12 protein-coding genes are annotated in these 16,327 nt (G+C 37.6%); 3 read left to right on the top strand and 9 right to left on the bottom strand.

Annotated features, from left to right (window positions below; all coding sequences use genetic code 11):
- Window positions 1-185: 185 nt before the first annotated feature.
- From LB465_RS12440 to LB465_RS12415, 6 genes are all read right to left on the bottom strand, one after another.
- A complete protein-coding gene (locus LB465_RS12440; protein WP_224470192.1) occupies window positions 186-1,406 on the bottom strand; it encodes an ABC transporter permease in 1,221 nt (406 codons plus the stop codon).
- On the bottom strand, window positions 1,403-2,146 hold the full coding sequence (locus tag LB465_RS12435; RefSeq protein WP_224470191.1) for an ABC transporter ATP-binding protein: 744 nt from the start codon (window positions 2,144-2,146) through the stop codon (window positions 1,403-1,405). The genes LB465_RS12440 and LB465_RS12435 overlap by 4 nt, the downstream gene beginning before the upstream one ends.
- Complete coding sequence (locus LB465_RS12430; protein WP_224470190.1) at window positions 2,139-3,371, bottom strand: efflux RND transporter periplasmic adaptor subunit; 1,233 nt, start codon at window positions 3,369-3,371, stop codon at window positions 2,139-2,141. Before LB465_RS12430 ends, LB465_RS12435 begins: the two co-directional genes overlap by 8 nt.
- A gap of 4 nt (window positions 3,372-3,375) precedes the next feature.
- Window positions 3,376-4,734 (bottom strand): TolC family protein, encoded by a 1,359-nt coding sequence (locus LB465_RS12425; protein ID WP_224470189.1) that lies wholly within the window; start codon window positions 4,732-4,734, stop codon window positions 3,376-3,378.
- Between the two features lie 131 nt (window positions 4,735-4,865).
- Window positions 4,866-5,597: a LytR/AlgR family response regulator transcription factor gene (locus tag LB465_RS12420; protein ID WP_224470188.1), complete on the bottom strand. Its 732-nt coding sequence runs from the start codon at window positions 5,595-5,597 to the stop codon at window positions 4,866-4,868.
- Window positions 5,594-6,220 (bottom strand): sensor histidine kinase, encoded by a 627-nt coding sequence (locus LB465_RS12415; protein WP_224470187.1) that lies wholly within the window; start codon window positions 6,218-6,220, stop codon window positions 5,594-5,596. The genes LB465_RS12420 and LB465_RS12415 overlap by 4 nt, the downstream gene beginning before the upstream one ends.
- A 910-nt stretch (window positions 6,221-7,130) precedes the next feature.
- Between LB465_RS12415 and LB465_RS12410 the strand changes: the two genes are divergently transcribed.
- From LB465_RS12410 to LB465_RS12400, 3 genes are all read left to right on the top strand, one after another.
- Window positions 7,131-7,799, top strand: a complete 669-nt coding sequence (locus LB465_RS12410; RefSeq protein WP_224470186.1) for a carboxypeptidase-like regulatory domain-containing protein — start codon at window positions 7,131-7,133, stop codon at window positions 7,797-7,799.
- Between the two features lie 743 nt (window positions 7,800-8,542).
- Complete coding sequence (gene bamA, locus LB465_RS12405; RefSeq protein WP_224470185.1) at window positions 8,543-11,161, top strand: outer membrane protein assembly factor BamA; 2,619 nt, start codon at window positions 8,543-8,545, stop codon at window positions 11,159-11,161.
- A 175-nt stretch (window positions 11,162-11,336) separates the two neighbouring features.
- Window positions 11,337-12,161: an outer membrane protein assembly factor BamD gene (locus tag LB465_RS12400; protein ID WP_224470184.1), complete on the top strand. Its 825-nt coding sequence runs from the start codon at window positions 11,337-11,339 to the stop codon at window positions 12,159-12,161.
- On the opposite strand, the gene LB465_RS12395 is transcribed toward LB465_RS12400, so the two are convergent.
- The 3 genes from LB465_RS12395 to LB465_RS12390 all read right to left on the bottom strand — a co-directional run bounded on the left by LB465_RS12395 (window position 12,141) and on the right by LB465_RS12390 (window position 16,278).
- Window positions 12,141-12,419 (bottom strand): hypothetical protein, encoded by a 279-nt coding sequence (locus tag LB465_RS12395; RefSeq protein WP_224470183.1) that lies wholly within the window; start codon window positions 12,417-12,419, stop codon window positions 12,141-12,143. The two genes, LB465_RS12400 and LB465_RS12395, sit on opposite strands and share 21 nt — an antisense overlap.
- Window positions 12,420-12,904: 485 nt before the next feature.
- Window positions 12,905-13,024 carry a hypothetical protein gene (locus LB465_RS18505; RefSeq protein WP_394370937.1) on the bottom strand — a complete coding sequence of 40 codons (120 nt, stop codon included), beginning with the start codon at window positions 13,022-13,024 and terminating at the stop codon, window positions 12,905-12,907.
- A gap of 122 nt (window positions 13,025-13,146) precedes the next feature.
- A complete protein-coding gene (locus LB465_RS12390) occupies window positions 13,147-16,278 on the bottom strand; it encodes an efflux RND transporter permease subunit (protein ID WP_224470182.1) in 3,132 nt (1,043 codons plus the stop codon).
- Window positions 16,279-16,327: the final 49 nt, after the last annotated feature.

Genomic DNA, 16,327 nt, shown 5'->3' with positions numbered 1-16,327 from the left:
GTAAATAGTCTTAATTTATAATAGGCATTACTAATGTGGGTAGGATCATTAAATATGGAATAAGCGGAGGAGCTATATTTTTTTCACAAGTCAAAAATTCTTAAATGAAATAGGCTGCCTCATAAGACAGCCTATTTCTGGCTAACTAAACATATTCAAAATAAGTGAGATATGTAAAGCAATAATTATTCATAGCGCAGGGCTACAATGGGGTCTAGCCCTGAGGCTTTTTTTGCCGGGTACCAACCAAAGAATATTCCGGTAAAGGCGCACACGGTAAATGATATTATTATAGAAGTAGCCGTTATAGAAGTCGGCCAGTTGAGAAAATGTTCAATTAGTAGGGTAGCGGTTATCCCCAGGCTCACCCCGATTAAGCCGCCGGTAACACTTATTAGAATAGCTTCGATTAAAAATTGAACCAGGATATCCATACTTTGTCCACCAACTGCTAACCGCAAGCCAATTTCCCGGGTACGTTCTTTTACAGAAACATACATGATATTCATAATACCAATTCCTCCAATAAGCAGGGCGATCCCGGCAATAGCAACCAGTAATGCCGTCATGATTTCACTGGTAGAATTGAACATGGAGATCAATTCATCCATAGAAAATACATTAAAATCATCTTCCTCCCCGGTTAATATATTATGTTCTTTCCTTAGAATGGAGTAGGTTTCATTTACCGCTTCAGGAGCTTTTTCTTCGCTTATAGCAGAGGCAACTATAGACTGTACATAATTTATCCCAAGTATTCTTTTCTGCACGGTGGTATAGGGGGCCAAAATGACATCATCCTGATCCTGGCCAAAGGTATTTTCTCCTTTTGGCGACAATACTCCAATTATTCTAAAAGGAATTTTATTAAAGCGAATCATCTTTCCTATGGGGTCCTCTTCTGTGGAAAATAAATTTTCCCGCACGGTTTGGCCTATAACTGCAACTTTACTGGAAGACTTAACTTCAGCATCAGTAAACATACTGCCGTCCTCAAGTTCTAACACCCTAATATTTAGATACTCTGGGGTGACCCCGTATATACTTGTCGGCCAATTTTCAGCACCGTTTATTGCTTGCCCATTTCCACTGACTTGTGGCGAAATATGTGTGATTAGACTGGATTTTTCTTTAATAGCGTGGTAGTCAGATAGCTTTAAGGATTGCATTTGACCGGGGTCAGTTCTTACTCCTCCTTGCATCCCGGCTCCGGGACTGATAGTGATCATATTAGAACCCATACCGGAGATTTCTTCTTTTATACTCTGGGTAGATCCTTCACCAATAGCGAGCATGGTTATAACCGCTGCTACCCCAATTATTACTCCTAACATAGTAAGGAAAGTGCGCATTTTATTCAGGATTATAGCTTTCCAGGCTATGCGTAATAAGTTTAAAATTTTCATATATTTTCTTTTGGTAAACTTTCTAATTCTTCAGCAGCAAGCATTATATCGTGGTTCTGTACATTTCTGATAATATTGCCGTCTTTTAATTCAATAGTCCGGGCGCTAAAATTGGCTATATCTTGCTCGTGCGTTACAAACACAATGGTTTTACCACTAATATTTAGTTTCTGAAAAAGAGCCATGATTTCATAAGAGGTACGTGTATCCAGGTTTCCTGTAGCTTCATCGGCTAGGATTACCACTGGGTCATTTACCAGGGAACGAGCAATAGCGACGCGCTGTTGTTGTCCACCGGATAGTTGTGCCGGGGTGTGGTGAAGCCGATCCTCCAGACCGACATGTACTAGAGCGTCAATTGCACGTTTCCTACGTATATCCTTAGAAATAGCACTGTTGTATAGGAGTGGTAATTCTACATTTTCAACAGCCGAAGTTCTTGGAAGAAGGTTATAGGATTGGAATATAAACCCGATTTTTTCATTTCTTATTTTTGCAAGACCATTAGGTTTTTGATCTTTTACCTTTAGCCCGTCAATTTCATAGGAGCCGGAGGTAGGTTGGTCTAGACAGCCAAGAATGTTCAAAAGGGTGCTTTTCCCTGACCCGCTGGATCCCATAATAGTAACGAACTCACCTTCCTCGATGGAAAAAGAAACATCCCTGAGAGCTTCTACGGTTTCTTGTCCCATGCTGAATCTCTTTTTAATATTTTCAATGCTGATAATGTCTCTATTCATCTTCACCTGGTTTATTTTTATTGTTCCCCGGGGGGGTAGGCATAAATGGGCTTGAACTTTCTTTTCGGACCCCTCGATTAGCATTGGTTTTTAAATTATATACAAGCTTGTCTCCTTCCGATAACCCGCTGACCACCTCTGTGTTAATGCCATCACTTGCTCCTACTTCAATCTTTTCCGGAAGAATCCTGTTATCTTCAGTATGTTTCCACACAATCACCATGTCTTCTTGCGAAGTTTCGGGAATTTCTCGTGGTTGTTTTTCCCCTGTTATGTATTGTTCATTATATTCAATTAATTGGTTGGGGTTCGGTTTAAAGTTTAGGGCTTTGGCTTCTATGGTGAGAACCTCATTAAGTTCCAGAGTATAAATGACCACCGTGGCGGTTAATCCAGGTTTTAATTTAAGGTCTGGGTTTTGTGCTTTAATGACTACTGTATAAGTGATCACACTTTCCTGTTCAATGGGAGATAGCCTTACCTGGGTTACTATACCTTCAAAAGTTTCTCCCTGATACGCATCTACAGTAAAGGTAACCCGTTGTCCTTCTTTTACATTCCCTATATCAGCTTCATCTACACTAGCTTCAACCTGCATTTGCCTGAGGTCTTTAGCAATGGTAAATAAGGTGGGGGTCTCAAAACTTGCCGCAACGGTCTGGCCTTCGTCTACTTCTTTAGATAGCACCACACCATCTATGGGAGAATATATATCGGCGAAACCAAGGTTGGTTTTCGCCTCTTGTAGATTAGATAAAGATTGAGTCACCTGGGTTTTTGCAAGGTTATAATTATAGGTTGCTTCCTCGAAATCAGCCCGGCTGATCACCTCTTCTTCATAGAGTCCTTGTTGTCTTTTAAAAATATTACCATAATATTCTTTTTCGTTTAAAGCGTTTTCATAAGAGGCCTGCGCTTGCCCCAGGGCTGCTTTTAAGTTAGTTTTATCGAGCTCTGCAAGCAATTGCCCTTTTTTAACTTCACTATTATAATCAGCATAAATCTTTTCTACTTCTCCTGAAACCTGGGTCCCGACCGCAACTTTGGTTAAGGGCTCTATAGTACCCGTAGCAGTAACCAGGGTGTTTATTTCACCTCTCTTTACAGGGACGGTTTCTACAATAAACGAGGGCTCATTATCTGTATTCAAAATATAATATGCAGAGATCAACAGTATGACAATAAGAGAGACACTCAGAAGAATTTTTGCTTTTTTTGTTTTCATTGGTTTAGATTTTTATTTTATTTCCCTGGTAGAATTGTAATAATTGGGAATAGAGAATACTTAAGTACTTGGCCTGAATATAATTTTGTTCAGCATTGCTATAGGAGTTTTTACTTACGAGTAAATCCATAGTGTTTATGCTGCCCACTTCGTATTGCTTCTGTGCCAGTTGATAAGAATCCGAAGCTGCATCCCTTGCCGCTTCAGCCGCAATTATTTGATTTTGAGCCGCAATAGCGTTTCGCCAGGCTGTTTCTACTTTTTCATAGACTTCCTTTTCCGTGGATTTTAAATTTATCCTGGCTTTTTCAATATCAATTCGTGCATTTTGTTCCTGGGCCTTGTTTTGTCCTCGACTAAAAATTGGAACGTTCAGCGATAGTGATACTCGTGGATTAAAATTCAGGTTTAATTGGTCATAAAATCCAATGTCCTGGACACTGGTGTAACCCGTACCCAGGTTTCCAGATAGTGAAAGGGAGGGTAAATAGCCCCCCTGAGCTATATCAAGTTCTTTTTCATTGATTGCAATATTTAACTCCCCGGCCTTTATCTCTGGTAAGGATTCTAAAGCACGCTCGTAAATATTTAATTTATTATCGATTATTGTAACTCCATTGTAATTGGTGTCAGGTTCCTCGATACTGAAATTTGTTTCCGGCCCTAATTCCAATAACTGTTTCAGGATTAAAATTTGTGAGTTATAATTATTCCTGGCTTCAATTAACAGGTACCTGTCAGAAGCTGCTTGTGATAACGCATCAGAATAATCTTTTTTAGCTATGGCACCCGCTTCAAATCGGGCAGTAGCTATATCTAAAGCAATTTCAGAATTGTCCAGAGTATTCTCTGTTACATATATTTCTTCGCGGTAATATAGTGCCTGCAGGTATGCATTGGTAATATTCAGGCTGATGTTATTTTCGGCTTCCTGGACAAAAAATGAATTCTGGTCTACCAGGAGTTTACTTTTTTTAATTTCATTATTAAGCTGGAATCCATTGAACACGACAATTTCAGAATTAAGGTTAGCACTGGTCGCGTAAATTTGTTCGTTTACATAAGCACTGGTAATAGGGTCTATGCTATAGCCGTTGGTAAAACTTTCTGAAGCATTTGCGGATAAATTTGGTAATCTTTCCAATTCAGACTGCCTGTAATTTACCTCGGCACTACTTTTATCCAGGTGAGCATTTAAAACGGTCAGGTTTCGTGTACGGGCATATTCCAAACACTCTTCTAAAGACCATATTTTTTTTTGGGGTGGAGCTTCTGTCATTGTTTTTTGGATCCATTCCAAATCTTGCTGCCCCATAGCAACCAGATTGGAAACCAAAACACAGATAGTTAAATACCATTTCATTTTTTTATACTTTGATAGGACAAATTACCTACGGGATTTTGGCCCTAAAAAATGAAATAGAAGTAGCTGGTTATTTTGTAGGTTAACAGGTCTTTTTTCCCTACCAAATAATTTACCGGAATTCCGAAATACTAAAGTTTAAGACGCTTGAGTACTTCTTTTCTATAAGTATTACCTATAGGTATTTTAGTGTTATTTAGAATGAGGCGAGATTTTTGAAGTGCGGTGATATATTCTATGTTAACCACGTAGGATCTATGAACTCTTAAAAATTTTCCAGAGGGAAGTTTGTCCAAAATTCCTTTAAAATTCGAAAGTGTAAGAAGGGGTTTGGAACCTGTATTTAAATGGATTTTAATATAATCTTTTAAACCTTCTATATAGCAAATATCCTTAAGGTAGACTTTTACATTTTCATAGTCGGCTTTAATAAAAATAAAATCCTCTTCGTAAACCGGGGGGTGATTATTACTTACAGATCCGGGTTCAGTCTCGGGTTGAGTGCGTTTGTTTTCATGGCGTTCGTTCGCACGGGAAATAGCTTTTAAAAACCTATGGAAAGGTATAGGCTTGACAAGATAGTCCGTAGCATTTAGATCAAAACCCTGTAAAGCATATTGGGGGTAGGCCGTTGTAAATATAAACTGGGGTAGCTTATCTATACTTTTAACCAGTTCTATCCCCGTTAAATTAGGCATTTCGATATCTAGAAAAACCAGATCCACCTCTTCTTTATTAATGATATTTATAGCTTCAATGGGATTTGTACATTTAGAAACAATCTCGAGGCTCCCAATTTTTTCTATGTAAGACTCCAGGACATCAATTGCCAGGGGTTCATCATCTATTATTATACACTTCATACACTAAGATCTAATTTTAGATTAACTTTATATTGGTTAGAATGATTGCTAACTTCTAAATGGTGTTTGCCCGGGTATAACAGATTTAGCCTACTTCTCGTATTTTTTAAGCCAATGCCCGTATTATTACCGGTTTTAATTTTGTTCTGCGTAATATTGGTACACATAAACTCAAGGGTTTTTTGGCCAACAATAATATTTATGACTACTCTTGTTTTTCCCTGGGCATCCGTACCATATTTAAAGGCATTTTCTATAAAACTAATTAATAACAAGGGCCTTATTTTCTGGTTAGTGATAGTGCCATTAATTTCAAAGCTTACAAACTCATCATTAGCAAGTCGCAGCCGCTGTAACTTTAAGTAATTTTCTATATATTCCAATTCTTCTTTTAAAGCTACGTAATCATTATCAGTTTGATATAGCATATATCGCATTAATTCTGATAAAGTTATAATAGCTTCAGGGGCCGCATCAGATTTTTTTACGCTTAAAGAATATAAACTGTTCAATGAATTAAAAAGAAAATGCGGGCTTAACTGGTTTTTTAAAAAATTTAGTTCGGCCTTACTTTTTTGAGTTTCAATTTCTTTCTTTTTTATTTCATTCCTATTCCATTCCATATAAATTCTAATAGAAGAACCTATAACCAAAAAGCAAACATTAATCAAAATGGGGCCTAGAAAGAAAAAAGTTTTGGGCGGTGACGGCTCATTCCCGAATCGTTCTGCAAATTCTATAGGGGGTGGTGGAGGCGGTCCAAAGTATAACGAATGAAAAAGTGGTATCAATACTAATATTCCGGAATAAAGTAAATATTGTAAGGTCTTTTTTCGTAATAAGAATTTAGGGACTAAATAGAGGTAATTAATGTAAAAGACCACGATTGAAAAAATGTGGAAAAGTAGGAATTGGTTGTCGATTTTCCCGTTGTTGTTGTACGCATGATACAGCAAAATTACCAAAAGAATAAGCCACACAATAACGTGAACAAGAAGAGGTTTCTTTTTGGTGGTGTAGGAACGTATTCCTGACAATCCATTTTTTTTAGTTTTTAATGTATTCATTGGCTGAATGAGCAGGATTTTGAAATTTATCTATTTGGGGCTAAAAATTGGTCTCAAGCGGTTTAGCGTAAATATTGAAGCTCAAGTTTAAGCAAAGTTAATAAGCTAAGGTGTTCTTTTATACCTCTAATAGATAAACACAAAAATTCTATCTACTGAAGTTGTTTTTTGACCTATGAAATTAGTATTTTTTATTATATAGTCATCATTTTCGTTCTCGTCTTTGGAAAAGGTCCGTTGATATAACTTATTCGTTTTACGGTACTTCTTGAATTAAATTTGCCCACTTTAAACATTTAAGGAACTATTAGCTGGAATTAGTGGTTTCAAGGAATGTAGAAACGAAAATATTCCATTTTTTTTTAATAGCGGGATAAGGTTAAGACTAATAAATTTGATGATAAAATATGGACTGGTAGTCTTGGGTGTTTTAATAAGTTTAAGCGGCTATTCTCAGGAGAAAACTATGATAGAAGGAAAACTCCAAGGTCAATTCTTTGACAAAACTTCTATTCATGTTATCAATCAAAGTAATGAAAACGGGGTGAACAGTGATTTTGAAGGAAATTTTAAAATTGAAGTAATGCTTGGCGATACTTTAATCATTTCTTCTGTTCAATATGAAAGGGTAAAGAGACTAATTACCTCCGAAATAATAAACAAAAAAGAAATCATTATTGATTTGAGACTTCAAGTAAATGAATTGGATGAAGTCCTGTTAAGCAATATCTCCCTATCAGGTAATTTAATGTTAGATTTCGATGATATTGAAACAATAGATAAATCTGAATTTGGATTATCCTACGTTGAAGAAAGAACAAGGACAGAAAAAAAATTGCAGGCAGCTAATAGAAATGTTTTTGCTTCTATTTTCAATTCCTTTAGTGGAAAAACCAATCAATTGGAAACGATTCATAATATTGAAGAGAAAAGAAACCTAATAGACAGAGCCATAAATGCAGTACCAAAGACTCTATTTAAAGATTTAAACCTTCCTGACAATCTTATTAAAGATTTTATTTATTTCTGTGCAGAAAACCCAAATTTTCATTTGTTAGTGGCTAAAGAAAGACATTTGGAATTAGTAGAATATTATCAGATGAAAGCCCCTAAATTTTTAGCAAGAAGGGAATAAGTAATTCCATAGCATTAATAACCGACTGTCTTTCGTGACAACTATTCCAGGCCCAATCATTTAAAAAAGCAATTTTATATCTAATTATAAGCCTAGTTCTACTAAGGTTTTAAATAAGAGATTACTATTCTCAGGCGAGGGAAGTTTCGGTCTATTATGCTGTTAATTATTAATACCAGTTTGGGGAAGAATAAAGGCTTGGAATAACATTGTTTTCCGAAACACGCAGCTTTCTTCCATTCCCTATTTTTTAGGGAACTTTAGGTAAAATTAAGATCATATAATTTTTTGGTTTTCATTGTTCCATCAAAAATTCCATCTATAAATAAGACCTCTCTGTATATAAAATTAGATCGTACTTCCATTTCCTTTTTTTAATGTATGAAAGTATGTGAGATTTGGTACGGAATCTACCGCCTGATGAAAACATCTATGAGTTTAATCATAGCGTGCCTTTTTCTTATGGAAGCCAAAGGAATTGTTTCCCCAGGCTACGGATGTCAAATAAAGAACTTGAATCGGCAAAAATTGTTGCTGTTGATTATTTGTTTAATAATTCAGCAGTAGGATAACAAGCTTGTAGTAATTAAAAAACATGGAGGAGCAAAAAGGAATTGAACCTGTGGCTTATTCTTTAGAAATAAAATTTAGAATTATGTCCTTTTCATTAAGAAGGTCATCTATATATCAGGTTAGAGAACGACGATTTGGAAAAACCAGTGAGCAACTCAGTTAGCGCATTTATGACGAAGAAAGTATTTAGCCTTTTGGCAGTAGCATGTAGTTTAATTTTTAGCATTTCTTCACGAGCTCAGGACTTACCATTAGCAGGTGGTAAAAAGTATATAATTGGAGAGATAAAAGTTACGGGCAACGTTAGTTTTAATGAGCAAACCGTAATTGCTTATACCGGTCTGAAAAAAGGAGAAGAAATTTATATTCCAGGGGATAAAATAAGTAGCGTAATTCATAAGTTATGGGATATTGGTCATTTCAGTGATATCAACTTCTATATCACCCACGTAAGTGAAGATAATGTAGCTGATCTTGAGATTGAAATACAGGAAGTTCCAAAACTTAATAAGGTAGAGATAACAGGACTTAAAAAGCGTGAAAATGAAGAGCTCATAAAGGAAAATAAATTAAGGGCTGGCGCAAAAGTTTCTGAAAACCTTATTACCACTACCAGAAATTATATTGAAGATAAATATCGTAAGGAAGGGTATTTAAATGCCCAGGCAAAAATAAGCACCCGCGAGGTTACTGATACTGCTGAAAATGCTAACCTGGTAAATATGCTGGTCGATATCGACCAGGGGGATCGTGTGAAAATTGCCGATATAAACTTTAGCGGAAATGAGAAATTCTCTGATGCTAAACTTAAAAGGGCAATGAAAAACACCAAGCAAAAGAATATCATCCGCTTTTGGAAAAGATCTAAATTTGTTAGGACAGATTACCAGGAAGACAAGGAGAACATCATCGATAAATACAAAGAAAGTGGCTATAGAGATGCTAGAATTGTAACAGATTCCCTGGTCGAAATTGACGACGAAAGAATCGCATTAAATCTTAAAGTAGAAGAAGGCGATCAGTACCATATAGGAAACATTGAATATCTTGGTAATTCAGTTTATTCTGATGCCCAATTGCAACGTGCTTTAGGAATAAACAAAGGTGATATTTACAACGGTGTACTTTTGGACAAACGAATTGCCGATGAAACAAAGCCTGATGGAGAAGACCTTTCCAACCTATATAAAAACAACGGTTACCTTTTTTCAACCATTAACCTGGTAGAAACAAATGTATATAATGATACTATAGATTTTGAAATAAGAATCATTGAAGGTAAAGTAGCCTATTTTAATAATATTAAAGTAACCGGAAACGACAAAACTAAAGATCACGTTATTTATCGTGAATTAAGAACAAAACCCGGGCAAAAGTACAGTCAGGAAGATGTGGTAAATACGGTAAGGGAACTTGGACAACTAGGTTTCTTCGATGCTGAACAACTAGAGCCAAAATTTGTTGATCCAGATCCACAGTCTGGTACTTTAGATCTTGAATATTCTGTAGTAGAAGCTGGTGCCAGCCAAATAGAACTACAAGGCGGTTATGGTGGGGGTGGCTTTATAGGAACCCTAGGACTTTCTTTCAACAACTTCTCTTTATCTGGAATTTTTGATAAAGAAGCTTATAAACCGGTACCTATGGGTGATGGTCAAACCCTTTCTCTTAGAGCACAGGCCAGTACTACATATCAAACTTATAGCTTATCTTTTCAGGAACCCTGGTTAGGCGGTAAAAAACCGGTAAGCTTACAAACCTCTTTTTCTTATACCCGTCAATTTTTATACGATAATACAACTGGAGAAGCAGACCGGAGCCGAAGTTTTGATATTTTTGGTATTAACGTAGGCCTCGCCAAACGTTTAACGATACCAGATCCATACATGACGGTTTCACATTCGGTTGGATTGCAACGTTATGATCTCAATAATTATAATACAGGCCTATTTACATTTGGAGATGGCTTTTCCAACAACATCAATTATACTTTTGGTCTTACAAGAGATAACACTTATGTAAACCCAGTTTTCCCAATGGGAGGTTCTAAATTTAAACTTACGGCAAAGTTCACCCCTCCTTATTCTTTATGGAATGGTGTAGATTATGCTAATTTAGATGAACAAAGAGAATTTCAACTGGATGATGACAATGGTAATCTTGTGGATGAAAGCGGCGCAAGGGTAACTCCAGAAAATGCAGTGGGCGATCCAGAAAAAATTGACCAAAAGAAATATAACTGGTTAGAATTTTATAAAGTTAAGTTTAGTGGAGAATGGTTTACCCAAATCTACGACAAACTTGTATTGAGGACCAATGCTGAATATGGTTTTCTTGGAGCTTATAACAGCGACCGTGGTGTCCCTCCTTTCGAAAGATTTTTTCTTGGTGGTGATGGCCTTGGAACATATAGTTTAGATGGTAGAGAAAACGTTCAATTAAGAGGTTATCCAAACGAATCTGTAGTACCTATAGATCGCACTGCGGGAGCGAATGATGATGGCGCTACCATTTACAACAAATATTCTTTAGAACTTAGATACCCTATTACCTTAAAGCCTTCAGCATCTATTTATGCACTTACCTTTTTAGAAGCTGGTGCGTCTTATGATAACTTTAGGGATTTCAATCCATTTCAGCTAAATAGGTCGGCTGGTGCAGGTTTGAGAATTTTTATGCCAGCCTTTGGTTTACTTGGGATAGACTTTGGGTACGGTTTTGACTCCATTGGAGGGCAATCAGGTGCAAATGGATGGGAAACTCATTTCATAATAGGGCAACAGTTTTAAACTGACAGTTGATATTTAATTAGATTTTCGGTGCCATAACTTTGAGGAAATTCTGCCTTGGTTTAACCTATAACCTATATTTTTTCCTATGATCCTTTGGTTAGGGGGGTAAGAAGTTGGAAATCAGCTTTTACAATAATCTTGAAAAAGTAGTTTTATCAAAATTAAAATTTAGATGAAGAAAATAATCTTGTTAATAAGTATGGTGATTGTTTCTACCTCCTGCAGCCAATACCAAAAGGTGCTGAAAAGTCCGGAAGCGGGTGAGAAATATGTACTTGCCGAAAAGCTTTATAACGAAGCTCAGAAAGAGAATAGTAAATCAAAGTACCGCAAAGCCTTACGCTTGTTTGAACAGATTGTTCCTCAGTATCGCGGTAAACCACAGGGAGAGAAACTAAGTTTCTTATTTGCTAATACCTATTATCAATTAGGTGATTATTACCTTTCTTCTTACGAGTTTGAGCGTTTTCAGCAATCTTATCCTAATAGTGATAAGGTGGAAGAAGCAGCTTTTAGAAAAACAAGAAGTTTTTACGAACTTTCTCCAAGATACGATCTTGATCAAACCGATACTCATAAAGCAATTGCAGAACTTCAGGCTTATTTGAACACTTATCCTGAAGGCGAACACGCCGAGGAAGCCAACGATATGGCTGCTGAATTGCGTATAAAACTGGAAAAGAAGGAGTATGAAATTGCTAAACAATATCATTTGACCGGAGAAGCCCGTGCCGGTAACTACCAGGCCGCTATTACTTCTTTTAATAATTTTCTTGCTAACAATCCAGGATCTCCATTTAGGGAAGAAGCGTATTATTACAGGTTTGATTCTGCATATCAGTTAGCCATTAATAGCTTTAGGGAATTAATGGAAGAGCGCCTTGAAGAAGCGCTGGAGTACTATCAGGATTACATGAAATATTATTCCGAAGGTGAATATAGTGAAGCAGTTGAGGCTTCCGCAGAAGATATAAAATCACGCATACAAAATTTTTAATTGCGATGTTAGTGGATTTGTTTCATCCATTACTCTGGGTCCATGCTTTTTAAAATGATAAATTGGATCTTTTATGAAGTAGAAGATGAAATTACCGTCTGGAATAATAAAGTTAAGATTGATCGTGTAAGCTGATCTTATGCTTATGGCCCTTCCTGCAAATACATAATAACGATTTTTAGCAAGCACACCGGCAGTTACCAATCCTATACCGGTAGATGCACCGGTTAATAACAAATATTTTAATTGATTTTGCATACATTTCATTTTTAAATTCAATGCAAAGTTCTCCTTAATTAAGACTCTCAGATTATACAAAATCAGGTATGTTGTATAGTTTTTCGGAAATGTAGATTTTTGAAGTATACGGATCAAAATTGCTCCTAACGTTTTGCGTGTAGGTACTATTGGAGGTTTTCGATTATTTCGGATTGCAAAAAAATATACCTTAAAGCACTAAACTTAAATTTAACACTTTTCCTCCATAAGTTATATACGCTCCTGGAAGCAGGGCATTCCACGGGTTATTTCAACCCTTCTTGGGATCCCGCCGAAGAAGTTTTTGATATATTCATCCTTAGGATTCAGCAAGCCTATCTGGTTTAACACCTTTTCATTTTTTTGCTTTCTTGTTGCCGAGGTCACTTTGTAAACCACGACATGGTAGTATAGGTTCTCGTATGCCGTCAGGTCTTCATTTAAATCCAGGAAATAATGCCTATGGATTCAAGAACCTGTTTCTTTTATTTTACAGCATCAAAACCATCAATTTTCCCTTGGCCACTTGTGGGCGCTGAAATTGTAGTCATCATTTTGATGGAGGTAGATTTCTTGGCTCCATTGGGACCAGGAAATGCGAAGATTTCATTTTTATCAACCTAATAACTGATGTTTTCCACAGCAGTAAAATCTCCAAACTTTTTTAGAGGTCAACAACTTCAATCTTTTTTTATAAAAACTTCTCCTTAAAATTTTAACCTATTTATTACTTTGCTTCAGCAACCACAGGGGTCTCTTTTTTTATCCCAAACCAACCATTTACTTTATTTTTCCCGCTTTCAATAACAGTGTACATAACGGGTACGAATACCAGTGTAAAAATCATGGAGCTTGTTAAGCCGCCGATAATTACCCAAGCCATACCGTTCTTGGTTTCAGAACCCGCATCTGAGGAAAGCGCCATTGGTAAAAGGCCAAAGACCATTGCAAGCGTTGTCATCAAGATAGGGCGTAACCGCTCCCGGCCGGCTGAAACCAGGGCATCCCTTACGGACATGCTTTTCTCCTTTTCCTGGTTAGCAAAGTCAACAATAAGAATGGCGTTTTTCGCTACCAGCCCCAAAAGCATGATAATGCCTAATATAGAAAACAGGTTTATGGTATTTAACGTAAGTGCCAATGCCAGTATGGCTCCTATGATGGCAACAGGTAATGAGAATAATACTACAAAAGGATAAACGACACTCTCATACAGGGCCACCATAATAAGGTACATCAACAATATGCCTAGGCCCACAGCGGAAAACAGGCTGCTGAATGCATCATTTTGGTTTTTACCGAATCCGGCCTCTACTACTTGTACGCCCGCAGGGAAGTCAACATTTTCAAGTTGCTCTTTAATTTCCATCGAAATACTTCCGGAAGGACGACCTACTGCAATGGCATTTATAGTCACCGAGTTAAGCCGGTCTGTTCGTTCGAGTACGGATTGGCTAGATGTTTCCGTAATGGTGGCTATTGCCTCCAGCGGAATGCTGGCACCACGGGAATTTTGCACATTGAATTTCCTAACATCTTCAATGGTCATGGTATTGGAAGCATCTAACTCGAGGTTCACCGCATATTCTTCTCCCTTGTCCCTGAATTTAGTGTTATCACTGCCACTGAATGCATATTGCACAGAATTACCCACATCATTTACTGTCACCGCATAGCTGGCCATTTTCTCATGGTCAAGCGCAATAGAAACCTGAGGTTTGGCTTCTTTGGTGCTGTATTGCACATAATCGGTGCCGGGTGTTTTTTCAAAAATGTCTTTCACGATGGCTGCTGCCTTCATAATAGAATCGGTGTTTACTCCCCGAACATCCATCTGAATATCAAAATTGGCACTGCCTGTCATGCCCACTGTTTTTATCGTAGGCTTGACACCGGGTATTTGCATGATTTCATCTCTTACCTTCCTTCCGAAATCAACAGTGCTTATCGCACGTTCATTTACATCGATAAGCTGTATGGAAATTTCCGCAAGGTTGCTGTTAGAAGATGAGTTGGCTCCCATTCCGGCACCGCTTTGCGTACCTACTTTTGAAAAGACATTCACTACTTCGGGATGTTTGAGTATGATGCTTTCTATCTGTGCAACCTTTTCATTTGTTTTATTTAAAGGCGTATTGCCTGCTAAATCGATTTGAATATTTAGTTCACCGCGATCAGAGGTTGGTATAAACTCCGTACCTACAAAGCCGATAGGAATTAATGCAACGGAACCAATAATCAATACGGAAATTGCAATAATCACATATCGTTTATGGCCCAGCGACCATATCAGAACCTTTGAATAAAACTCACGTAAATCGTCAATTAGCGATTCAAACCATCTATTGGTTTTACCCCATAAAGAAGTTTTGCTCAAATGCGTAAGTTTTGCCCAACGGGATGCCAAAAGTGGTGTGAGCGTAAAGGCTACCAACAAACTCAACAGGGTAGAAAACACCACCACCATCGCATATTCTTTTACAATATTGCCAATCATACCGCCAACCAGAGCAAGCGGTAAAAAGCCAACCACATCAACCAAGGTAATCGCCAATGCAGTAAAGCCAATTTCGTTCCGGCCGTCCAAAGCTGCAGTGCGTTTATCTTTCCCCATTTCCATGTGGCGAAAAATGTTTTCCAATATCACGATACTATCGTCTACTAAAATACCCACCACCAACGAAAGACTCATCAGCGTCATCATATTCAGCGAATATCCAAATGCCCACATCATAATAAAAGTGGGTATCATAGCGGAAGGTAAAGCCACTAGTACGAACATTGAACTGCGAACACTATGTAAGAAGAACAGCATAACAAATGACACTATGATAACTGCGAGAAGCAAATCGTGAACCACCGCATCTGCGGATGCCTGTGTATATGTGGATTGATCGGAAGCTATATTATATTCGAAATTATCAGCTGCATAATCCGCTTTAAGTTCTTCCAAACGTTGTTTGGCCAGCTTGCTTACTGCAACCGTGTTGGCATCCGTTTGTTTTTTTATTTCAATACCGATAGCGGGCTCGCTATTTAAACGGTTTAATTGCGTTGCATTTTCTTTTCCATCAGTAATGGAGGCCACATCTTTTAATAATACCCTGCTCCCGTCAATATTTTGTCGTAAAACCACATTTCTTAACTGCTCAACAGTTTGAACCTTTGCATTCAAATCAAGTGAATAGCGGTTGTTATCGCTTTCAATTTTACCTGCGGGGAAAGAAGCATCACTGGTACTTATAACGGAGTTAACATCGAGTAACGAAAGGTTATAGGCTTTCAGTTTATCGTTGTCAATATCAATGTTGATTTGTCTTTTCGTTCCGCCGATTACGCTTACGTCCGATACGCCTGTTATATTGGTAAGCAAGGGCTTTATTTCATTATCGATAAAGTCATACAACTCCGTGTCGCTCATGTTGGCAGTGATGCTTAATTTCAATATGGGCTCGTCATCAGAACTCATTCGGCTTACCACAGGGTCGTCAACGTCTTCTGGCAGCGATGCCAATATCTCGTTTACTTTTCTTTCGGCATCTAACTGGGCATCAGCAGTGCTCACACTATTGGTTAATTCCAGGGAAATGGATGATGAACCTTCCTGCGAGGAAGAGCTTATGGCATCAACCCCTTCAACCGAAGAAAGCGCATCTTCCAATGGCTCGGTAACGCTGGCTAGCACTTCTTCAGGTGATGCGCCTGTGTATGTGGTGTTAACGGAAACAACATTGGTCGTAAACTTTGGAAGCAGGTTCAGGCTAAGGCTATTATAACCAATAATGCCAAACAAGATAAGTGTTACGAACATTACCGTTATCAATAACGGACGTTTTATACTTAATTCTGTGATACTCATTTTTAGATTTTTTTTATGGTACGCAATAACAACCTGGTAGGTTTCCGGA

This window comes from Salegentibacter lacus (assembly GCF_020164555.1).
Classification (GTDB): domain Bacteria; phylum Bacteroidota; class Bacteroidia; order Flavobacteriales; family Flavobacteriaceae; genus Salegentibacter; species Salegentibacter lacus.
This window is presented reverse-complemented; position numbering and strand designations above follow the sequence as displayed.